Raw genomic sequence first — 19,447 nt, forward strand, 5'->3', positions numbered from 1 at the left:
GCGAGTCCATGACCGACAGCGCCGCCTATCTGCAACCCTGCCCGCACTCGGCCTACCGGATCGAAACCGCGCCGGCCTGGCGGCTGTTGCGCGTGTTCGCCCTGTATCAGCTGACGGCCGCCTCCCTGCTGCCCATCCTCTTCTTCACCCATCGCGGCCCCGCCCATCTGGGTGCCTATGCCCCGGATCTGTTCAGCGCCTTGGCCGCCGTCTATGCCGCCGCCACCTGGTTCAGCCTGCCGCTGTTGTGGCTGCGCCGTCCCGGTTACCGCTGGCAGGCCGCCGGACGTCTGGGACTGGACCTGGTCGTGCTCCCCGGCGTCATCTATGCCTGCGGCGGGCTGGGAAGCGGCTTCGGCATCCTGCTGGCGGTGTCGGTGGCCGCATCAGGGCTGTTGATCGGCGGCCGCTGCGCCCTGGGTTATGCCGCCCTGGCCGCCCTGGCGGTGCTTGGAGTGGAAGGCTACGCCGACTGGCGCGGCGGTTTCGAGGCGAGCCACTACACCTATGCCGCCATGCTCGGTATCGCCTATTTCGCCATCGCCGGCCTGGCCGTCGCCCTGGCCCAGCGGGCCGAAGAGAGCACCGCCCTGGCCGAACGCCGGCAGGTGGACCTGGCCAATCTCCAGCGCCTCAACGCTTTCATCGTCCAGCACCTGCAAGCGGGGATTCTGGTTCTGGACGACCAGCGCCGCCTCCGCCTCACCAATCAGGCCGCCCTGGCGCTGCTGGGGCTGGCGCAGCCGCCCAGGGATGCCAGCGGGCTGCCCGGACTGCTCAGCGCCAGCCTGCGGGAATGGCAGGCCCGGGGCGACCCAGAACACCAGGCCGTGCTGACGACCGATCACGGCCCGCTGCATCTGCGGGCCAGCCGCCTGTCTCTGGAGGGGGAGACCCTGACCCTGGTCTTCCTGGAAGACGACCGCCTGCACCAGAGACGGGTCCAGGAAAGCAAGCTCACCTCCCTGGGCCGCCTCACCGCCGGCATCGCCCATGAAATCCGAAATCCCCTGGGCGCCATCGGCCACGCCGCCCAGCTCCTGGAGGAAAGCCCCCATCTGGATCCCCAGGATCTGCGCTTGGTGGCGATCATCCGCAAGCACGTCCGCCGCGTGGACGAAACCATCGACAATGTCCTGCAGCTCTCGCGGCGCAGCGCGGCCAAACGCCAGCGCCTGGAACTTTGCGCCTGGCTGCAACGCTTCCGCACCGACTTCGAAGAGGAAACCCGCAACCGATCCGTCGAGCTGGAGCTGCCCGATGCGGAGATCTCCGCCCTGGTCGATCCCGGCCAGCTCAAACAGATTCTGAGCAATCTGTGCAGCAACGCGCTCAAATACGGGGGCGGTGCGGTCCGGATACGCCTGACTCAGGAAGGCCGACATCCCTGCATCGAGGTGATCGACCAGGGCCCCGGCATCGCTACCGAACACCTGTCCCAGATCTTCGAACCCTTTTTCACCACCTCCGGCAGCGGCACCGGACTGGGTCTCTACATCGCCCGGGAACTGGCCCAACTCAACCAGGCCCGGCTGGAATACGACAACGGCCCCCAAGGCAGCCGCTTCCGCATTCTTCTCACCCCCATCAACGAGGTCATCCTGGCGCCATGACTCAATCCACCGCCCTTGTCGTCGACGACGAACCGGACATCCTCGAACTGCTGGAACTGACGCTCGCGCGCATGAACGTCCAGGCCCGCTGCGCCGCCACCTTGGAAGAGGCCAAGACCTGGCTCGAGCGGGAATCCTTCCAGCTCTGTCTCACCGACATGCGCCTGCCGGACGGCGACGGCATCGACCTGGTCGCCTACATCCAGGAACGCTTTCCCGACCTGCCGGTGGCGGTCATCACCGCCCACGGCAACATGGAGGCGGCAGTGCGGGCGCTGAAGTGCGGAGCCTTCGACTTCGTTTCCAAACCGGTGGACCTGCAAATCCTGCGCAAACTGGTGGGCAGCGCCATTCAGCTGACCGATGCCCCCAAAGACCGCCGCTCCCGCGACTTGCTGCTGGGGAATTCAGCGCCGATGCGCGACATCCGCGGCAAGATCGCCAGGCTGGCGCGCACCCAGGCGCCAGTGTTCATTCACGGCGAATCCGGCACCGGCAAGGAGCTGGTGGCAAGGCTGATACACGCCAAAAGCCCGCGGGCCGACAAGCCCTTCGTCGCCGTCAACTGCGGCGCCATTCCGGCGGAACTGATGGAAAGCGAGTTCTTCGGTCACAGGAAGGGAAGCTTTTCCGGCGCGGTCGCCGACCACCTAGGTCTGTTCCAGGCCGCCGACGGCGGCACCCTGTTTCTCGACGAGGTCGCAGATCTCCCCCTGCACCTGCAGGTCAAGCTGCTGCGGGCGATCCAGGAAAAGCGCGTCCGCCCGGTCGGCGGCCACGAGGAGATCGCCGTGGACGTACGCATCCTCTCGGCCATCCATAAGAATTTGAAGGCCCTGGTGGACGAGGGCCGCTTCCGCCAGGACCTGTATTACCGCATCAACGTCATCGAACTGACCGTCCCACCCCTGCGTCAGCGCCGCGAGGACATTCCCCTGCTGGCCGACCGCATCCTCACCCACATCGCCCACGTCAACGGCCTGCCTCCCCTGATGCTGACCGAGCGCGCTCTTGAGGCGCTGTGCCGTTACGATTTCCCGGGCAACGTCCGCGAACTGGAGAACATCCTGGAACGGGCCGCCGCCCTGTGCGAGGGGGAAATCCTCGACGCCGACGATCTGCACCTCCCGCCCCCCTCGGCCCCCGTCTCCGGCATCTCCCCGAAGGACGCCCCCCCCCTGCCCGAGGGCCCCTTCTCGCTGGAGGACTATCTGGGGGAAATCGAGCGACGCGCCATCCTCGACGCTCTGACGCAGACCCGCTGGAACCGTTCCAAGGCTGCCCGCCGTCTGGGGATGACGCTGCGGCAACTCAAATACCGGTTGCAGAAATGGGGACTCGACGGCGGGGAGGACTGACACGGCCAAAACGGCCGATGTGTGACAGGCCTCACGGAAGATCCGGATCGCAGCGACTACCTTTCCTCAAGAACCCTATCAGAAAGGAGGAACGCAATGCGTCGAATCATCCCGTCCGTTATGCTCTCGGCCACGCTGCTGCTCGCCAGCCCCTTTGCGCTGGCGGTCAACATCAACAAGGCCGATGCCGCCGCCATCGCCGAGGAACTCAAAGGGGTCGGCAAAACCAAAGCGGAAGCGATCGTCAAGGAGCGGCAAAAGAACGGGCCGTTCAAGAACGGCGAGGATCTCGCAGCCCGGGTCAAGGGGATCGGACCTGCGACCGTGGCGAAGAACAAGGACAGGCTGCAGTTCTAAGGTACGAAAGGGAAGGTGGACCCTCCTCACCTTCCCTTCCCGCCCTCAGAAGTCCTCATCCTCAACCTGTTGCGCGGCGGCAACCCGGTGCGAATAGGATGCGATCCGGCTTTTGAGTTTTTGACCGGCCTTGAAGGTCACCACCCGCCGGGCGCTGACGGGAATTTCCTCCCCCGTCTTGGGATTGCGTCCGGGCCGTTCGTTCTTGTCCCGCAGGTCGAAGTTGCCGAATCCTGACAGTTTCACCGGCGTCCCCGCCTCCAGGGTCCGCTTGAGCTCCTCGAAGAACAGGTCCACCAGCGCCTTGGCTTCCTTGCGGTGCAATCCGATATCCTCGAACAGTTTCTCGACGATGTCGGCTTTGGTCAGGGTCATGGGATCAACTCCTCAGTTTGGCGGCGAAGCGCTGTCGCAAGGTTTCGATCACCCGGGTCACGGTGCGGTCGACCTCCTCGTCGGTCAGGGTGCGTTCCGGATGCTGCAGCACCAGACCGAGGGCGAGACTCTTTTCCCCGGCTTCAAGGCCGGCGCCGTGATAGACATCGAACAGAATCACATCGACCAGCCATTCACCGGCCGCCTCCCGTACCGCCGCCACGACCGCGCCCGCCGGCACTTCCTCCTCGACGACGATGGCGAGATCCCGGCGCACCGAGGGGAAGCGGGAAAGCGGCCGGAAAACGGGAACCTTTCTGTCCTCCAGCACCGCCTGAGCCATTTCGAAGAGGAACACGTTCGTCTCAATACCCAGCATCTCCGCGATCTGCGGATGCAGCATCCCCAGCCAGCCGACCACCCGGCCCGTGGCGGTTTCGACCAAAGCGGCGCTTTGACCGGGATGCAGGGCCGGATGACGGCGGGCCTCGAAAGTGAAATCCCACCGCCCGGTGGCCGAAAGCAGGGCCTCCACATCTCCCTTGAGGTCGTAGAAATCCAGCGGCCGCGCCTTCACCCCCCACTGTTCCGGCCACACCGGGCCGCAGGCGATCACCGCCAGCATCTTTTCCTGCCGGATGTCCTCCCCCTCGCGGTGGAAACGCAAACCAGCCTCGAACAGGCGCACCCGGCTCTGCTGGCGGTTGAGGTTGTGACGCAGGGCCTGCAACAGGCCCGTCCACAGGGTGGTGCGCATCACCGCCATGTCGGCGGACAAGGGATTGGCCAGGACCACCGGCGTCAGATCCGGCGCCAACATCTCCTGCAAAGCGCGATCGACGAAACTGTAGGTGATGGTCTCTCGGTAATCCCGGTCACCCAGCAAGGCCCGCACCCGGGCGAGCGGCAGCCGCCCTTCGGGAACCGGCTGTAGGGTCATGGGCAGGCGGGGCGCGCGCACTGGCAGGTTCTGGTAACCGGCGATCCGGGCCAGCTCCTCGATCAGGTCCGCCTCGATATGGATGTCGAAGCGAAAGCTGGGCGCCGTCACCTGCCATTCATCCTCCGCCGCCGGCGCAATCTCCATCCCTAAACGCCGCAGGATCTCCTCCACTTCGGCGGCCTCGAAGTCCATTCCCAGCAGGCGGGAGATCCGACGCCGGCGCAACCGAATCGGAGACCTCTGCGGCAGATGCTCGGCGGCGAGGACCTCTACCACCGGCCCCGGCTCGCCGCCGGCGATCTCCACGATCAGCCGGGTGGCGTATTCGATCGCCCGCGGTTGCAGTTGCGGATCGACCCCCCGTTCGAAACGGTGAGAGGAATCGGTGTGCAGGCCGTGGCGGCGAGCCTTGCCCATGATCGCCTCGGGGGCGAAGAAGGCGCATTCCAGGAAAATGTCGGCGCTGCCATCGTTCACTGCCGAATCGCGCCCGCCCATGATACCCGCCAGCGCCAGCGGGCGCCGGGCGTCGGCGATCACCAGCTCGTCACCTGTCAGGGTGATTTCCTGATCGTTGAGCAGCGCCAGCTTTTCCCCGGCCTTGGCCTGCCGCACCCGGATGCCGTCTTCGATCCCGGCGGCGTCGAAGGCATGCAAAGGCTGCCCCAGTTCCAACAGCACGTAGTTGGTGATGTCCACCACCGCCCCCAGGCTGCGCAGACCGCTGCGGCGCAGACGTTCCTGCATCCACATCGGCGTCGGCGCCTGGGGGTCGATGCCCTTGATCAGGCGGCCCAGGTAACGGGGGCAAGCGGCCCGGGCTTCCGCCGCCACCTCGACCGGCAGCACATCCCGGTGACAGGCCGGCACCGGCTCGACCGCCCGCAGCCGCCAGTCGATGCGGTTGAGCACCGCCACCTCGCGGGCGACGCCCTCGACGCTGAGACAGTCGGCCCGGTTGGGGGTGAGATCCACTTCGATGACCTGATCGTCGAGCTGCAGCCAAACCCGCAGGTCCTCGCCCACCGGGGCGTCGGCCGGCAGCTCCCACAAGCCTTCGGCAGCTTCGGCCAGCCCCAGCTCCTTGGCCGAACACAGCATGCCGAAGGATTCGACCCCGCGCAGTTTCGACTTGCGAATCTTGAAACCGCCCGGCAGCACCGCGCCGATGGTCGCCAGCGGCGCCCTCATGCCGGGATGGACGTTGGGGGCGCCGCAGACGATCTGCAAGGACTCGCCTCGGCCGACGGAAACCCGGCAGACCCTGAGCCTGTCGGCATTGGGATGAGGCTCGACGGCGACCACTTCGGCGACCACCACGCCGGAGAACGGGGGCGCGGCCGGCTCCACGGCGTCCACCTCCAACCCCGCCATGGTCAGCTGTTCGACCAGGCGTGCGGTATCGACTGGCGGATTGACGTGCTCTCGGAGCCAGGCTTCGCTAAAGCGCATAAGAAATTTGGTCTCAGTGGAATTGTTCGAGGAAACGCAGATCGTTTTCGAAGAACAGGCGCAGATCGCCGATACCGTAGCGCAGCATCGCCAGGCGCTCGACCCCCAGGCCGAAGGCGAAACCGCTGTAGCGTTCGGTGTCGATGCCGACGGCTTCGAACACCTTGGGATGGATCATGCCGCAGCCCATGACCTCGAGCCAGCCGCTCTGACCACAGACCCGGCAGCCTGCGCCGCCGCAGAGGACGCAGCTGATGTCCACCTCGGCGGAGGGCTCGGTGAAAGGGAAATAGGAAGGGCGGAAACGGACCTGAACGTCCTGCTCGAAGAACACCCGCAGAAACTGGTCGAGGGTGCCGCGCAGGTCGGCGAAGCTGACGTCCTCGTCCACCAGAAAACCTTCCACCTGGTGGAACATGGGGGTGTGGGTGAGATCGGAATCGCAGCGGTAGACCCGCCCCGGGGCGATGACCCGGAAAGGCGGCCGCCCCGCTTCCATCACCCGGATCTGCACCGGCGAGGTGTGGGTGCGCAGCAGGGTGTGGGCGTCGATGTAGAAGGTGTCGTGCATCGCCCGCGCCGGGTGATGGGGCGGGATGTTGAGGGCCTCGAAGTTGTGGTAGTCGTCCTCGATTTCCGGCCCCTCGGCGACCTCGAACCCGGCACCGGCGAAGATGCGCTCGATCCGCTCCAGGGTCGCGGTCACAGGATGCAGCCCGCCCAGTCCCGGACCCCGCCCCGGCAGGGTGACGTCGAGGGCCTCGCGGGCCAGCCGGGCTTCCAGCTCGGCCCGCTGTAGTACCTGCCGGCGTTGTTCCAGCGCTTGCTGAAACCGCTCCCGGGCGGCATTGATGACCTTACCGGCCGCCGGCCGCTCCTCCGGCGGCAACCGGCCCAGGTTCTTCATCTGCTGGGTGAACAGGCCCTTCTTGCCCAGATAGCGGACCCGCACCTGTTCCAGCTGGGACAGGTCGGCGGCCTGCTGCACGGCCGCCAGGGATTCGTCGAGCAGGGATTGCAGCGCGTCGCTCACTGCGCCTTAAGCCTGCGCGGCGGCGACTTTCGCCAGTTCGGCGAAGGCTTCCTTGTCGTTGACCGCCATGTCGGCCAGCACCTTGCGGTCGATGGCGATGTCGGCCTTGTGGAGCCCGTTCATGAAGCGGCTGTAGGACAGGCCGTGCTCGCGGGCCGCGGCGTTGATGCGGGTGATCCACAGGGACCGGAACTGGCGCTTGCGCTGCTTGCGGTCGCGATAGGCATACTGGCCGGCCTTGATGACCGCCTGCTTGGCGACCCGGAACACCCGGCTGCGGGCGCCGTAGTAACCTTTGGCCTGTTTGAGAATCTTCTTGTGACGACGACGGGCGATAACTCCGCGCTTGACTCGTGGCATGGCTTCAATCCGCTCCTACGGTTCGGGATGGAGGACTTCGATCAGCTGTAAGGCAACAGCTGTTTGGCTTCGCGCACGTCGGACGGGCTCAGGTAGGCCGGCCGGCGCAGATGGCGCTTGCGCTTGGTGGATTTCTTGGTCAGGATGTGGCGACGGTTGGCATGGTTGCGCTTGAACTTGCCGGAACCGGTCCGGGTAAAGCGCTTGGCCGCCCCACGGTTGGTCTTCAGTTTTGGCATCGTCTGCTCCTTAAAAACGGGATAAACTCACTCACTTCTTTTTCTTCGGCGCCAGCACCATCACCATTTGACGGCCTTCCATCTTGGGATGCTGCTCGACCACCGCGTATTCTTCCAGATCCTTCTCGATCCGCTTCAAAAGCTCCATGCCCAGTTCCCGGTGGGCCATCTCGCGGCCGCGAAAACGCACCGTCACCTTGGCCTTGTCGCCGTCTTCCAGGAACCGGACCAGGTTGCGCAGCTTGATCTGGTAATCCCCCTCGCCGGTCCCGGGGCGGAACTTGACTTCCTTGACCTGGATCTGCTTCTGCTTCTTCCTCGCCGCCTGCAGCTTCTTGCTCTGCTCGAAGCGGTACTTGCCGTAATCCATGATCCGGCACACCGGCGGATCGGCCTGGGGGGCGATCTCCACCAGATCCAGCCCGGCGTCCTCGGCGGCCCGCAAGGCTTCGGCCAACGACACGACGCCGATCTGCTCGCCATCCGCACCGATCAGGCGGACCTTGGGGGCGCGGATATCCCGGTTGCGGCGGGGTTCTGTTACTTTGGTAGCGATGAGGCTCTCTCCTCAGCTGGTTGTTGTTTCTTGTTCATCCACGACGACGGCCTTGGCCGCCACCTGCGCCTGAAGCCAGGCGGCCACATCGTCCAGATTCATGGCGCCCAGATCCTTGCCCTGCTGGGTACGGACGGCCACCTGGCGGGCGGCCATTTCCTTGTCGCCGACGATCAGCAGATAGGGCACCCGGTGCATGGAGTGCTCGCGGATTTTATAGCCGATCTTCTCGTTTCTCAAGTCCGATTCGATCCGAAAACCTTGAGCGGTCAGGAATTTTTCCACCTCCAGGGCGTATTCGCGCTGATTGTCGGTGATGTTGAGCACCACCGCCTGCACCGGCGCCAGCCATAAGGGCAGCAGCCCGGCATAGTGCTCGATGAGAATGCCGATGAAGCGCTCCAGCGACCCCAGGATGGCGCGGTGCAGCATCACCGGCGTCTGCCGCGAGCCGTCCTCGGCCACGTAGCTGGCTCCCAGGCGCCCAGGCATGGAGAAGTCCACCTGGATGGTGCCGAGCTGCCAGACCCGGCCCAGGCAGTCCTTGAGGGCGAACTCGATCTTGGGACCGTAGAAAGCCCCTTCCCCCGGTTGCAGATCCCACGCCAATCCCTTGCGGTTGAGGGCTTCCTCCAGCGCCTTTTCCGCCTTGTCCCAGATCTCGTCGCTGCCGACGCGGTTCTCCGGGCGGGTGGACAGCTTGACCAGAACCTCGTCGAAACCGAAGTCGCGATAGACCTCGAACAGAAGGTCGATGAACCGGGACACCTCGTCCTGGATCTGCGCCTCGGTGCAGAAGATGTGGGCGTCGTCCTGGGTGAAGGCGCGCACCCGCATCAGCCCGTGCAGGGTACCGGAAGGCTCGTTGCGATGGCAGGAACCGAACTCGGCCATGCGCAGCGGCAGGTCGCGGTAGCTCTTCAGACCTTGGTTGTAGATCTGCACGTGGCACGGGCAGTTCATGGGCTTGATGGCGTAGTCGCGGTTCTCCGAGTGGGTGGTGAAGATCATGTCGCCGAACTTGTCCCAATGCCCCGACTTCTCCCACAGGGAGCGGTCCACCACCATCGGTGTCTTCACCTCCTGGTAGCCGTTTCGGCGCAGCTTGTCGCGGATGTACTGCTCGATGGTCTGATAGATGCGCCAGCCCTTGTCGTGCCAGAACACCATCCCCGGCGCCTCTTCCTGGATGTGGAACAGATCGAGCTGTTTGCCGAGGCGGCGGTGGTCGCGCTTCTGGGCTTCCTCCAGGCGGCGCAGGTAATCCTTGAGCTGTTTCTTGTCGGCCCAGGCGGTGCCGTAGACGCGCTGCAACATCTCATTGCGGGCGTCGCCGCGCCAGTAGGCCCCGGCCACCCGGGTCAGCTTGAAAGCCTTGAGCTTGCCGGTGTCGGGCACGTGGGGACCGCGGCACAGGTCGGTGAAATCCCCCTGGGAATAGAGGGAGATGACCTCCCCTTCGGGAATCTCCTCGATGATCCGGGCCTTGTATTCCTCCCCCTGGCGGCGGAAAAACTCGATCGCCTCCTCCCGCGGAACCTCCCGGCGCTCGACCGGCAGGGCGGCCTTGGCCAGCGCCTGCATCTTCTTTTCGATCTTGTCCAGGTCTTCCGGGGTGAAGGGGCGCTCGTAGGCGAAATCGTAGTAGAAGCCATCCTCGATGACCGGCCCGATGGTGACCTGTGCCTCGGGATACAGCTCCTTGACCGCCTGAGCCAGCAGATGGGCGGTGGAATGGCGCACCACCTCCAACCCTTCTTCCTCGCGGGGGGTGACGATCTGCACCCGGGCGTCATGATCGATGACGTGGCTGAGATCGACCAGGCGGCCGTCCACCTTGCCGGCCACGGCGGCCTTGGCCAGGCCCGGACCGATGGCCTCGGCCACTTCTTTGACCGTCACCGGATGGTCGAAAGCCAGTTGTTTTCCGTCGGGCAGCGTAATCGTCGGCATGGCCGTGTCACCACACAAAAAATAAAAGCATCGCCGGGCGATGCTTCTTGTTCGAGAAACTGGTAGGCGCGATTGGATTCGAACCAACGACCCCCACCATGTCAAGGTGGTGCTCTAACCAACTGAGCTACGCGCCTAAAGAGATTAAAAATTATGAATCAAAAACCCAGGTTTGTAAACCCTAAGTTTTCAGCGTTTCCGGTGCCAAGGACGGGGGCGGCCGACAGGCCGCAGCAGCGATCCGCCGATGCACAGCACCAGCAGCAGCAACGCCCCCTCCAGGGCCAGAAAGGTTCCCACCTTCAGCCAGGCGAAGGCCGGATGGACGAAACGCACCAGCCAGCCGGCCGCCTCGTTGGCGACGGCGCTGAAAAACGCGGTGGCGCCCAGGCCGATCTTCAGCCACACCGGCAACTCCGTCATGAGCAGCAGATGCACCAGGGTCATGGCCAGCATCCCCTGGGCGAAGAGATGGAAGTGGCTCACTTCCAGCAGGCTCTGATAGGAACGGGGCGGGCGGAATTCGGCCTCGTTGCCCAGATAGTAGTCCACCACCGATGCCGGACTCAGATCCATGTGGTTGAAGTACATCAACGCGGCGCTGACGGCGAACAGCACCAGATATCCCAGAAACAGCAGGATGCAGGTATGGAGCAAGACCTTGCGGTAGTGCTCGCCGCTGACGAAGAAGCGCATCACTCCCCCTTCCCCGCGATCGCCACCCGGTACAGCGCCAGCACCTTGCGCACGCTGTCCAGCGCCGCCCGGGAACTCAAAGTGGCCCCGCTGATACCGTCTATTCCGGCGCCGAGACGCAGGTCGTCCAGGGGAACGTCCCGCAGCCGGGCGAACCAGCGCTGCGGCGGTTGGTATTCCGGCGGCTCGTGAAAGGCCAGCACCTCGACCTGTTTCAGTTCTCCGTTTGCATCCAGCACGATGAGCAGCGTTTCCGGCTTGGTGCGCACGGTATGGGTTTCGATGGCGGCATAGCCGACGATCCGGCCATCGCGCTTGCCCACATACAAGGTGTACAGACTCGATTCCAGCTTGACCCGGGCCAGGCGTTCGATCGCCCGGCGCTGCGCCTCGGTCAGAAACAGGGTTTTCATTTCGACCGCGACCTCCTTGCCGAAGGCCAGCGCCATCGCTTCCTGCTTGCTGTAATAGACCCGGGCCGGGCTGGCAGCCGAGAAGACTGCCAGCACCAGGCCCAGCCAAAGCGTGACGATACGCCGCATAAAACCCCTGTGTCAGAAAATGAAACCCAGCCCCAGATTGAACTCGTCCGCCACCTCGCCCTGATCGGCATCGATGTTGCGGTAGTCGGCCTTGATGACCACGTTGGGAATCGGCTTGTAGTTTACCCCGATCTGCCATAGACGGCGGTCGAGATTGCCGTTCCGGGTGAAACCACCGGCGACCTCCGCCTGGGTGTCCCAGCGTTCGTAGCGGAAGAAGGGCGCCAAGTACTGGGTCGACCGGGGCAGGATCCAGGGCATGATGTCGTAACCGGCTTCCGCATACCAGCCGAACTGCTCGCGGCCGACCGCCTCGCCCACCGCCCGACTGACCTTGCCGGCATCGCCGATGTGGCTCCAGGCGCCCAGCGCCCGCATTTCCAGGCCGCGGTACTTCCATTGCAGGTGGCCCTCATAGAGTTGGGTCAGCACCGCGGCGCTGCCGATCTCATCCTGGCCGGAATGGCCGATGTAGGCCGAGCCACCCACGGTCAGGCCAGTCAGCTGAGGTACCTGGTAATCGATCCGCCCCACCCAGGCCAGATTTTCCGCCTTGGCCTTGCTCGCCCCCTGGCGGCCGCTGCGAATTCCCCGGGCGGAGAATCCCGTGGCGTCCAGGCCATTGACCACATAGGTGGTATAACTCAGCCCCGGCAGGATTTCTCCGAACAGCCCCAGCCCCATCTCACGCCAGGTGGAGGGAATGATGCGCTGCTCCACCTCCGGGCGGTTGTTGCCGAAGAAGAACGGCGGCTCGTGGATCGGGTTGAGGAATCCCATGGGCATCAACACCATCCCAGCCCGAATGTTGGCATGGGGATCGAGAAAGAGATCGAGGGCGGCGAATTCGACCGACACCTCACCCTTCTCTTCGGAACCCTCTCCGGTGGTCCCATGCTCGAATTCTATCTCGCTGTTGAACAGGATCCAGTCGTTGAACTTGTAGCCGGTGTAAAGCACCAGGCGGACGAAGTCGGCGTTGTCCTTGTTGCCGTTCTGGTCGCCGGTGAAAACCTGGTAGCGCCCTTCGCCGTAGCCGCCGATCGACAGCCCGCGGCCCACCTGATAGACCTTCGAGGCCGCCGGCCCCAAACCGTACATGCTCTTGTACTTGGGCTCCTCAGGAATCACCAGCAGAGTGCGCATCTTTTCCAGCTCCTGGGCCAGGATGCCGGTTTCCCGCTTGAGTTCCTTGACCTCCTCGGGCGTGACCTTCGCTTCGACTTTTTCTTTCTCTGCCAGCTTGGCTTTGAGGGCTTCGATCTCCTTTTGCTGTTGCTGGACGATCTCCCACAACGCCTCAGGCGATGGCATGGGCGCCGCCTGTGCCGTCCCCGCCAGAGCCAGGGCCAAGGCGGCTGTGACCGGGCGTGATGTCTTCATCGCGAACCTCCCTTATCCATTGTCACAAATAAAGCGAGCGCTGATTTTAATTCAAATGATAATTGTTATCAAATTCATTGATTATTGGGTGCGTATTCCAAAAGAGCAGTCATCGGTCAGGCAAAGCGCGGCAACAAGACCTTCAGATGACAGCGGGCGTCATGCAGATGCTCCCGCCAGTGGAGGACGTAACCGGTGTACCACAGCTGCACCGCAGGCAGGGGATCGGCAGGGTCGTCCCGGTACAGCGCCAATCCCCGGCCGAGCTCGAAGTAAATATCGGTCAAGTCGTCGGCCAGGCTGCCGCTATGATCGTCAGGATCGGCCGCATCGTCGCCAGGCAGGGGATAACCGTCCCAGTCTCCGAGAAAGTCCTTGAGGCGGCAGAACATGGCGAAACGAAAATCCAGATCGGGCAGGGCGAAAAACTGGTACGCCAAATCCAACCGCAGCCGGCGCATCTCGGCGTCGAGCTCCTCCAGCTGCGTCCCGATGGTCTGCAGCCAGGGCAGGCGCTGATAATCTTCCATGTGATCGACGGTCCGGCAAAAGGCGCCAACCACGCCCAGGAGCTTGGTATAATCGTTATCCACTGTTTCGGCATCCACCTTAAGCGCGATCTCAATCCAAGTTTAGACGATCCCGTCAGGATCCCCAGCTTGAAACCCACCGTTCTCGCCATTTCCGGCCACGATCCCACCGGTGGCGCCGGCATCCAGGCCGACATCGAGGCCATCGTCAGCCAGGGCTGTCATCCCGGCACGCTCGTCACCTGCCTCACCGCCCAGGACACCCGGAACGTCCACCGCCTCTATCCGCAATCCCCCGCCACCCTGGCGGAACAATGGCAGCGGCTGACCGCGGACATTCGCTTCGACGCGGTCAAGATCGGGCTGCTGGGATCGGCGGAGATCGCCGCCTTGGTGGCCGATAGGCTGCGCCAGGCGCCTGCCGTGACCGTGCTCGACCCCATCCTCAAGGCCGGCGGCGGCTCGGAACTGGCCGACGAGGCGCTGATCGACGTCTTGCTCGGCGAGCTTATCCCGCTGGCTACGGTGCTGACGCCCAACCTCGACGAAGCCCGGCGCCTGACCGGTGAAGCCCTGCCCTCACGCTGCGCCGAGTCCCTGCTGGCACGGGGCTGCCAGGCGGTGCTGATCACCGGGGGCGACGAACCCACACCGTTGATCTACAACACCCTGTATCTCCCCGGCAGCCACAAGACCTTCACCTGGGAGAAGCTGCCCGCCAGCGCCCACGGTTCCGGCTGCACCCTGGCCGCCGCCCTGGCCGCCCTGCTGGCGCGGGGGCTGGAACTGGAAGAAGCGGCCCGCAAGGCCCAGCAATACACCTGGAATGCGATCAAATACGGCTTCCGCCCGGGTCAGGGACAGCCGATTCCCGAGCGTTTGTTCTGGAGCTGAGCATGCCCCTCCTCTTCCCGTCCACCGGCCTCTACGCCATCACCCCCGCCCTTGACGGCGATTTCGACCGCTGGCTGGAACGCATCGAGGCGGCGCTGCAGGGCGGCGCCCACGTCCTCCAGCTGCGGGACAAACAGGCCCGCCTGACACCCGGCCAGGCGGCCGCCGTGGCGGCATTGTGCCGCGAATACGCAATCCCGCTGATCGTCAACGACGACGTGGAACTGGCGCTGAGAATCCGCGCCGACGGCGTCCACCTGGGACGCCACGACGCCCCCCTGGAGCACGCCCGCCAGCGCCTGGGGACAGGTGCGATCGTCGGCGTCTCCTGCTACGCGGCGCTGGAACGGGCCCGTCGGGCCGAGGCCGCCGGAGCCACCTACGTCGCCTTCGGCGCCTTCTTCCCCTCGACTTCCAAACCGGAAGCTGTACCTGCGCCTTTGGCGCTGCTGGCGCGCGCCCGCAGCCGGCTGCGCCTGCCCATCGTCGCCATCGGCGGAATCACGCCGAACAACGCCCGGCAGCTCCTCGAAGCCGGCGCCGACCTGGTCGCCGTCATCGGCGCCCTGTTCACCGCAGCCGACCCCCGGGCCGCGGCACAGGCATTCAACCGGCTCTGGCCCACGCGATGAAGCAACGCTGGAGCCGGCGGCGCTGGCTGCAACTGCTGTTGCTGGGAGGTCTGGGCAGATTGCGGCCGGGATGGAGCGCCGCGACCCCGCTGCCGCAGGCCGTTTACGAGCTGACCTTCGGCGAGGAGGCCAAATTCCATTATGGCGTCGGCCTGTCCCTGCCGCGCCGGGCCGAATCGCGCCAGGCGGTGCCGGTCAGCGTCGACTGCCGGCTGCAGGAAACCGATCTGATCGCCCTGTTCGTCACCCCTTCTCCTACGCCGCTGGCCGCCCGCTTCCTCCTGTCTCCGCGGACCCGCCCGCAGGTACGCACTCACCTGCGCCTGTATCAAGACAGCGAGATCGTCGCCGTCGTCCGCGCCCGCGGGCGCTATTTCCACCAAAGCGCCAAAATCGACGTTTCCCAGGGCTGTCGCTGATGCGCATCGAACATCGCAGCCTGCGGCACCGCGACGGCAGCGTGGAAATCCGGCTGTATTTTCCCGGGCACGCGGCCTGGACCAGCCACGACAAACCACCGTCCCGGTATCTGGCTTATCTGGCGGTGCTGGCAGGGGGAAAACTTCTGGTGGAAAGTCATCTGGGACCGGCCATCGCGCCGGAACCCTTCTTCAGCTTCCGTTTCGATGGGGTCGAACCCGGCAGCCGCCTGCGGATCGAATGGCGCAACAATGCCGGCGAAGGCGGCGCCACGGAGATCGAACTGCCCTGATTCAGGCGTTTTCGCCGGCTTCCTCCTCCACCTGCCAGAGCTTTTCCAGCTGGTAGAAGTCACGGGTTTCCGGCAACATCACGTGGACGATGACGTCCCCCAGGTCCACCAGCACCCAGTCGCGCGAGCGCTCCCCCTCCACGCCGAGGGGCTTGATGCGGTGCTCGGCCAGCTTTTCCACCACGTTGTCGGCCAGGGCGTGAACGTGGCGCTCGGAGGTGCCGGAGGCCACCACCATGTAGTCGGTCACCGAGGTTTTGCCGCGCACGTCCAGCACGGTGACGTCGCGGGCCTTGAGGTCGTCGAGGGCGTCGAGCACCCAGTCGAGAACAGGATCGTCGGGTTTCATGCAAGCTCCGTCGAAGTGGATTCAAGCAGCCTTAAGACCGTATCAGGCAACAGATAACGGGGGCTTTTGCCTTCCTGCAGGCACCGGCGGATGAAGGTACCGGAAATCTCCAGCCGGGTCACCCTCAGGAAATGGATTCGACCCCCGGGAGCGCGCCGCAATTCCCCCGGATCGTCACAGCGGCGCCGCCGGAGCTCCGGCGCCAGCGCCGCCGGCCAGTCGGGTCGGTAGCCCGGCCGGTCCATGACCAGCAGATGGGCCAGCTGCGGGATTTCCCGCCAGTGGTGCCAGCCCGGCAGCCCCAAGAAGGCGTCCAGCCCCAGGATCAGAACCAGCGGCACGTCCCCCAGCTCCGCCCGCAGCGAGTCCAGGGTGTCGATCATGTAGGAGGGACCGGGCCGCTCCAGCTCCCGGGTGTCGAGCACGAAACCGGGCGGGGCGTCGGCCAGAGCCGCTTCCAGAAACCGGCGCCGGTGCGCGGCGGAAAACCGTGGCGGGCGGCGATGGGGCGGCTGGCGGCAGGGAACGAAGCGGAGCTGATCCAGCCCCAGGGCTTCCTGCACCTCCAGGGCGGTGCGCAGATGGCCGTAGTGGACCGGGTCGAAGGTGCCGCCGTAGATCCCGATCATTCAGGTACGGATCTGGCCGTCGCCGAGCACGACGAACTTCTGCGTCGTCAGCCCCTCCAGCCCCACCGGGCCGCGGGCGTGCAGCTTGTCGGTGCTGATGCCGATCTCCGCCCCCAGGCCGTATTCGAAACCGTCGGCGAAGCGGGTGGAGGCGTTGACCATCACCGAACTGGAATCCACCTCGCGCAGGAAACGGCGGGCACGGCCGTAGTCCTCGGTAACGATGGCGTCGGTATGCCCGGAGCCGTAGCGGTTGATGTGGTCGATGGCCTGATCCAGGCCGTCCACCACCCGGATGGCGAGAATCGGCGCCAGGTACTCGGCGCGCCAGTCGTCCTCGGTGGCGGGCCGGCAGTCGATGATCGCCCGGGTGCGCTCACAGCCGCGCAGCTCCACCCCGTGGCGGGTGTATTCTTCGGCCAGGCGCGGCAGCAGCCCGGCTGCGACCGCCTCGTGCACCAGCAGCGTCTCCATGGCGTTGCAGACCCCGTAGCGCTGGGTCTTGGCGTTGACGGCGATGCGGACGGCCTTGCCGGCATCGGCGCGCTCGTCGAGATAGACGTGGCAGACCCCGTCCAGGTGCTTGATGACCGGAATGCGCGATTCGGCGACGATGCGCTCGATCAGGCCCTTGCCGCCGCGGGGGACGATGACGTCCACGTACCGGTCCAACCGCAGCAGTTCCCCTACCGCCGCGCGGTCGGTGGTTTCCACCACCTGGACCGCCGCCTGCGGCAGACCGGCGGCTTCCAGGCCGGTGCGGATGCAGGCCGCCAGGGCCTGATTGGAGTGGATCGCCTCGCTGCCGCCACGGAGGATGCAGGCGTTGCCCGCCTTCAGGCACAGGCCGGCGGCATCGACGGTGACGTTGGGACGGGACTCGTAGATGATGCCGATCACCCCCAGCGGCACCCGCATCCGGCCCACCTGGATACCGGAAGGACGGTACTTGAGATCGCTGATCTCGCCGACCGGATCGGGCAGCGACGCGATCTGGCGCAAGCCCTCGGCCATGGCGGCGATGCGGGCGTCGGTCAGGGTCAGACGGTCGAGCAGCGCCTCGCTCAGGCCGCGTTCGCGCCCGGCGATCAGATCGCGTTGGTTTTCCATCTGGATGCGCTCGCGGCCGGCTTCGATGGCCGAGGCCATCGCCAGCAGGGCGTCATTCTTGGCCCCGGTGGCGGCCCGGGCCACGGCGGTGGATGCCTCGCGGGCCTGACGGCCCACGGTCTGCATGTAGGCGTGAATGTCGTCGATGGTCATGGCTCACTCGCTTCGCTGATCGTTATGGGAATCTCACCACTGGCCAGGATCAGGCACAGATCGCGCAGCCCTTCCCAGGAATCGCCCGCCGCCTGGCCCTTGATGCAGGCGTCGATCCGGGCCGCCAGCCGCAGCGCCCGGTGCAGCAACGCGGGCGCCAGGCGCTGGCAGGCCGCCTCCAGCCGCGGCCGGCGCCGGGCCCATATCCCCAGGCGCCGGCAGCTTTCAGCCACCGGCAGGCCCCGGCGGCGGTCGTCCTGCAAGGCCAGCAGGGTGCGGATTTCACGGGTGACCGACCATAATACCACGGCGGGGACCGTCCCTTCCGCCCGCAAGGTGCTCAGGATGCGGTCACAGCGTCCCGGCTGGCCGGCCAGCCAGGCTTCCGTCAGGTCGAAGACGTCGAAACGGGCGCTGTCGGCGACCATCCGCGCCAGGTCTTCGGCCTCGATGGTCGTCTCGCCGCAGAGGACATGGAGTTTGTCGATCTCCTGGGCCGCCGCCAGCAGGTTGCCCTCGGTACGCAGGGCCAGCAGCTGCAGGGCGTCGCCGCTCAAGCGCAGGCCGCAGGCGGCAGCGCGGCGTTCGAGCCAGGCCAAAAGATCGCGGCCGTGCAGGGTGCGGGTCTGCACCGCCAGGCCGATCCTTTCCAGCTTCTGGAACCATTTGGCCCGCATCGCCGCCGGCGGGGCGTTTTCCAGCACCAGCAGCAGGATCGTGTCCGGCGGCGGCGCGTCGCTGTAGCGCCCCAGCACCCGCGCGCCCTCCTGGCCCACCTTACCCTCCGGAACGCGCACGTCGAGCAGGCGGCTGCTGGCGAACAGCGACAGCGCCTCGGTTTCGGCCGCCAGGTCGTTCCAGTCGAATCCCGGCAGGACGCTGAAGACCCGGCGCTCCCCGATGCCGTGCCGGCGGCAGGCGCGGCGGATGGCGTCGGCGGCTTCGGTCAGCTGCAGCGGCTCGTCGCCGTAGAGCAGATAGACCGGCGCCAGTTCCCGCTTCAGCCGGGAAGCCAGCTGGGGATAGTCAATCCGCATGTTCCAGGGCGCGCTGCAGGCGCCGCAGCAGGGTCCGGGCCGCCTCGCGGCGCATTTCCTCGCGGATCAGGCTTTCCTCCTCGGCCTTGCCGATGGCCTGCAACTGGGTATTGAGATAGATGCGCCGCAGGGTGATGGTCTGAAGCGGCAGCAGCGGTTTGCCGTCTGCCGTGCGGGCTTCGAAGCGGACCTTATAGATCAACTCGAACTCGATGGCCTTGCCGTGCTCGTCCAGGGACACCACTCGGCGGCGCTGGTCGATGCCGTGGATGACCACCACGCTGCCGGCCTGGGACGGATCGCCCGTCAGCCGCCCTTCCACCAGCGCCAGAAACATGGCCAGGTCACGGGCGAAGGGATGATCGAGGCCGATTCCCTGCAGGGCGACGACCCGTTTGTCCGGCGGCAGCTCGACCGCCCCGCGCAAATGGAAACCACACCCCGCCAACAGCAGGACGATGAGCAACGGCATGAGACGCATCACGGCGCAATATCCCACTTCATGGACAAAACCGTATAATACCCGCTTTTAATCGACAGG

23 protein-coding genes and 1 tRNA gene are annotated in these 19,447 nt (G+C 65.5%); 7 read left to right on the plus strand and 17 right to left on the minus strand.

Translation table 11 applies throughout. The annotated features are described in order from the left end of the window. Positions 1–8 precede the first annotated feature (8 nt). From MIN45_RS01435 to MIN45_RS01445, 3 genes are all read left to right on the plus strand, one after another. Positions 9–1,613 carry a two-component system sensor histidine kinase NtrB gene (locus MIN45_RS01435; RefSeq protein ID WP_286292899.1) on the plus strand — a complete coding sequence of 535 codons (1,605 nt, stop codon included), beginning with the start codon at positions 9–11 and terminating at the stop codon, positions 1,611–1,613. Then, a complete protein-coding gene (locus tag MIN45_RS01440; protein ID WP_286292901.1) occupies positions 1,610–2,971 on the plus strand; it encodes a sigma-54-dependent transcriptional regulator in 1,362 nt (453 codons plus the stop codon). The genes MIN45_RS01435 and MIN45_RS01440 overlap by 4 nt, the downstream gene beginning before the upstream one ends. Positions 2,972–3,067: 96 nt before the next feature. Continuing rightward, a complete protein-coding gene (locus tag MIN45_RS01445) occupies positions 3,068–3,328 on the plus strand; it encodes a ComEA family DNA-binding protein (protein WP_286292904.1) in 261 nt (86 codons plus the stop codon). A gap of 45 nt (positions 3,329–3,373) precedes the next feature. Here the strand turns inward: MIN45_RS01445 and MIN45_RS01450 are convergent, their stop codons facing one another. The 12 genes from MIN45_RS01450 to MIN45_RS01505 all read right to left on the minus strand — a co-directional run bounded on the left by MIN45_RS01450 (position 3,374) and on the right by MIN45_RS01505 (position 13,468). Continuing rightward, positions 3,374–3,703 carry an integration host factor subunit alpha gene (locus tag MIN45_RS01450; RefSeq protein ID WP_286292907.1) on the minus strand — a complete coding sequence of 110 codons (330 nt, stop codon included), beginning with the start codon at positions 3,701–3,703 and terminating at the stop codon, positions 3,374–3,376. A gap of 4 nt (positions 3,704–3,707) precedes the next feature. Further along, positions 3,708–6,098, minus strand: coding sequence for a phenylalanine--tRNA ligase subunit beta (pheT, locus tag MIN45_RS01455; protein WP_286292909.1), 2,391 nt, complete (start codon positions 6,096–6,098; stop codon positions 3,708–3,710). A gap of 13 nt (positions 6,099–6,111) precedes the next feature. Beyond that, the gene (gene pheS, locus MIN45_RS01460; RefSeq protein WP_422732678.1) at positions 6,112–7,119 is read right to left on the minus strand and encodes a phenylalanine--tRNA ligase subunit alpha; all 1,008 of its coding nucleotides are present in this window, start codon (positions 7,117–7,119) and stop codon (positions 6,112–6,114) included. Positions 7,120–7,137: 18 nt separating this feature from the next. Continuing rightward, positions 7,138–7,491, minus strand: a complete 354-nt coding sequence (rplT, locus tag MIN45_RS01465; RefSeq protein ID WP_286292911.1) for a 50S ribosomal protein L20 — start codon at positions 7,489–7,491, stop codon at positions 7,138–7,140. 41 nt (positions 7,492–7,532) lie between these two features. Then, positions 7,533–7,730 carry a 50S ribosomal protein L35 gene (gene rpmI / locus MIN45_RS01470; RefSeq protein ID WP_286292912.1) on the minus strand — a complete coding sequence of 66 codons (198 nt, stop codon included), beginning with the start codon at positions 7,728–7,730 and terminating at the stop codon, positions 7,533–7,535. A 31-nt stretch (positions 7,731–7,761) separates the two neighbouring features. After that, complete coding sequence (gene infC, locus MIN45_RS01475; RefSeq protein WP_286294091.1) at positions 7,762–8,286, minus strand: translation initiation factor IF-3; 525 nt, start codon at positions 8,284–8,286, stop codon at positions 7,762–7,764. Between the two features lie 12 nt (positions 8,287–8,298). Beyond that, positions 8,299–10,239 carry a threonine--tRNA ligase gene (thrS, locus tag MIN45_RS01480; protein WP_286292913.1) on the minus strand — a complete coding sequence of 647 codons (1,941 nt, stop codon included), beginning with the start codon at positions 10,237–10,239 and terminating at the stop codon, positions 8,299–8,301. A gap of 60 nt (positions 10,240–10,299) precedes the next feature. Continuing rightward, positions 10,300–10,376 (minus strand) — tRNA-Val (locus tag MIN45_RS01485). Between the two features lie 52 nt (positions 10,377–10,428). Next, complete coding sequence (locus tag MIN45_RS01490) at positions 10,429–10,935, minus strand: hypothetical protein (protein ID WP_286294092.1); 507 nt, start codon at positions 10,933–10,935, stop codon at positions 10,429–10,431. After that, a complete protein-coding gene (locus MIN45_RS01495) occupies positions 10,935–11,477 on the minus strand; it encodes an FMN-binding protein (protein WP_286292914.1) in 543 nt (180 codons plus the stop codon). Before MIN45_RS01495 ends, MIN45_RS01490 begins: the two co-directional genes overlap by 1 nt. Positions 11,478–11,489: 12 nt before the next feature. Continuing rightward, complete coding sequence (locus MIN45_RS01500) at positions 11,490–12,860, minus strand: porin family protein (protein WP_286292916.1); 1,371 nt, start codon at positions 12,858–12,860, stop codon at positions 11,490–11,492. A 116-nt stretch (positions 12,861–12,976) separates the two neighbouring features. After that, positions 12,977–13,468 carry a DUF5063 domain-containing protein gene (locus tag MIN45_RS01505; protein ID WP_337250349.1) on the minus strand — a complete coding sequence of 164 codons (492 nt, stop codon included), beginning with the start codon at positions 13,466–13,468 and terminating at the stop codon, positions 12,977–12,979. A 51-nt stretch (positions 13,469–13,519) separates the two neighbouring features. Here MIN45_RS01505 and thiD point away from each other — a divergent pair, with 51 nt between their 5' ends. From thiD to MIN45_RS01525, 4 genes are read left to right on the plus strand one after another with little or no spacing between them, the layout of a single operon-like run. Continuing rightward, positions 13,520–14,284, plus strand: a complete 765-nt coding sequence (gene thiD, locus MIN45_RS01510) for a bifunctional hydroxymethylpyrimidine kinase/phosphomethylpyrimidine kinase (RefSeq protein ID WP_337250350.1) — start codon at positions 13,520–13,522, stop codon at positions 14,282–14,284. Positions 14,285–14,286: 2 nt separating this feature from the next. Further along, complete coding sequence (thiE, locus tag MIN45_RS01515; protein WP_286292922.1) at positions 14,287–14,916, plus strand: thiamine phosphate synthase; 630 nt, start codon at positions 14,287–14,289, stop codon at positions 14,914–14,916. Beyond that, positions 14,913–15,335, plus strand: a complete 423-nt coding sequence (locus MIN45_RS01520; RefSeq protein ID WP_286292924.1) for a thiosulfate oxidation carrier protein SoxY — start codon at positions 14,913–14,915, stop codon at positions 15,333–15,335. The genes thiE and MIN45_RS01520 overlap by 4 nt, the downstream gene beginning before the upstream one ends. Beyond that, positions 15,335–15,628, plus strand: a complete 294-nt coding sequence (locus MIN45_RS01525; protein ID WP_286292925.1) for a thiosulfate oxidation carrier complex protein SoxZ — start codon at positions 15,335–15,337, stop codon at positions 15,626–15,628. Before MIN45_RS01520 ends, MIN45_RS01525 begins: the two co-directional genes overlap by 1 nt. A 1-nt stretch (position 15,629) precedes the next feature. Here the strand turns inward: MIN45_RS01525 and rsfS are convergent, their stop codons facing one another. Genes rsfS through MIN45_RS01550 form a run of 5 tightly spaced genes read right to left on the minus strand, consistent with a single transcriptional unit; the run spans position 15,630 to position 19,387 of the window. Beyond that, positions 15,630–15,977 (minus strand): ribosome silencing factor, encoded by a 348-nt coding sequence (rsfS, locus tag MIN45_RS01530; RefSeq protein ID WP_286292926.1) that lies wholly within the window; start codon positions 15,975–15,977, stop codon positions 15,630–15,632. Continuing rightward, the gene (gene nadD / locus MIN45_RS01535; RefSeq protein ID WP_286292928.1) at positions 15,974–16,606 is read right to left on the minus strand and encodes a nicotinate-nucleotide adenylyltransferase; all 633 of its coding nucleotides are present in this window, start codon (positions 16,604–16,606) and stop codon (positions 15,974–15,976) included. The genes rsfS and nadD overlap by 4 nt, the downstream gene beginning before the upstream one ends. Then, positions 16,607–17,869, minus strand: coding sequence for a glutamate-5-semialdehyde dehydrogenase (locus tag MIN45_RS01540; RefSeq protein ID WP_286292930.1), 1,263 nt, complete (start codon positions 17,867–17,869; stop codon positions 16,607–16,609). Beyond that, the gene (holA, locus tag MIN45_RS01545; protein WP_286292933.1) at positions 17,866–18,906 is read right to left on the minus strand and encodes a DNA polymerase III subunit delta; all 1,041 of its coding nucleotides are present in this window, start codon (positions 18,904–18,906) and stop codon (positions 17,866–17,868) included. The genes MIN45_RS01540 and holA overlap by 4 nt, the downstream gene beginning before the upstream one ends. Beyond that, entirely contained in the window at positions 18,896–19,387 is a 492-nt protein-coding gene (locus MIN45_RS01550) for an LPS-assembly lipoprotein LptE (protein ID WP_286294094.1), read from the minus strand. Before MIN45_RS01550 ends, holA begins: the two co-directional genes overlap by 11 nt. Positions 19,388–19,447 lie beyond the last annotated feature (60 nt).

It is taken from the genome of Methylomarinovum tepidoasis, assembly GCF_030294985.1.
Lineage (GTDB): Bacteria > Pseudomonadota > Gammaproteobacteria > Methylococcales > Methylothermaceae > Methylohalobius > Methylohalobius tepidoasis.

Bases quoted from the DNA above. Each gene is read 5' to 3' on its own strand.
- pheT (WP_286292909.1), bottom strand. From the start codon at position 6,098: ATGCGCTTTAGCGAAGCCTGGCTCCGAGAGCACGTCAATCCGCCAGTC.
- holA (WP_286292933.1), bottom strand. From the start codon at position 18,906: ATGCGGATTGACTATCCCCAGCTGGCTTCCCGGCTGAAGCGGGAACTG.
- MIN45_RS01495 (WP_286292914.1), bottom strand. From the start codon at position 11,477: ATGCGGCGTATCGTCACGCTTTGGCTGGGCCTGGTGCTGGCAGTCTTC.
- rsfS (WP_286292926.1), bottom strand. From the start codon at position 15,977: ATGAAACCCGACGATCCTGTTCTCGACTGGGTGCTCGACGCCCTCGAC.
- thrS (WP_286292913.1), bottom strand. From the start codon at position 10,239: ATGCCGACGATTACGCTGCCCGACGGAAAACAACTGGCTTTCGACCAT.
- rplT (WP_286292911.1), bottom strand. From the start codon at position 7,491: ATGCCACGAGTCAAGCGCGGAGTTATCGCCCGTCGTCGTCACAAGAAG.
- MIN45_RS01520 (WP_286292924.1), top strand. From the start codon at position 14,913: ATGAAGCAACGCTGGAGCCGGCGGCGCTGGCTGCAACTGCTGTTGCTG.
- MIN45_RS01435 (WP_286292899.1), top strand. From the start codon at position 9: ATGACCGACAGCGCCGCCTATCTGCAACCCTGCCCGCACTCGGCCTAC.
- thiE (WP_286292922.1), top strand. From the start codon at position 14,287: ATGCCCCTCCTCTTCCCGTCCACCGGCCTCTACGCCATCACCCCCGCC.
- MIN45_RS01490 (WP_286294092.1), bottom strand. From the start codon at position 10,935: ATGCGCTTCTTCGTCAGCGGCGAGCACTACCGCAAGGTCTTGCTCCAT.
- nadD (WP_286292928.1), bottom strand. From the start codon at position 16,606: ATGATCGGGATCTACGGCGGCACCTTCGACCCGGTCCACTACGGCCAT.
- MIN45_RS01525 (WP_286292925.1), top strand. From the start codon at position 15,335: ATGCGCATCGAACATCGCAGCCTGCGGCACCGCGACGGCAGCGTGGAA.
- MIN45_RS01445 (WP_286292904.1), top strand. From the start codon at position 3,068: ATGCGTCGAATCATCCCGTCCGTTATGCTCTCGGCCACGCTGCTGCTC.
- MIN45_RS01440 (WP_286292901.1), top strand. From the start codon at position 1,610: ATGACTCAATCCACCGCCCTTGTCGTCGACGACGAACCGGACATCCTC.
- MIN45_RS01450 (WP_286292907.1), bottom strand. From the start codon at position 3,703: ATGACCCTGACCAAAGCCGACATCGTCGAGAAACTGTTCGAGGATATC.
- rpmI (WP_286292912.1), bottom strand. From the start codon at position 7,730: ATGCCAAAACTGAAGACCAACCGTGGGGCGGCCAAGCGCTTTACCCGG.
- MIN45_RS01540 (WP_286292930.1), bottom strand. From the start codon at position 17,869: ATGACCATCGACGACATTCACGCCTACATGCAGACCGTGGGCCGTCAG.
- MIN45_RS01550 (WP_286294094.1), bottom strand. From the start codon at position 19,387: ATGCGTCTCATGCCGTTGCTCATCGTCCTGCTGTTGGCGGGGTGTGGT.
- MIN45_RS01500 (WP_286292916.1), bottom strand. From the start codon at position 12,860: ATGAAGACATCACGCCCGGTCACAGCCGCCTTGGCCCTGGCTCTGGCG.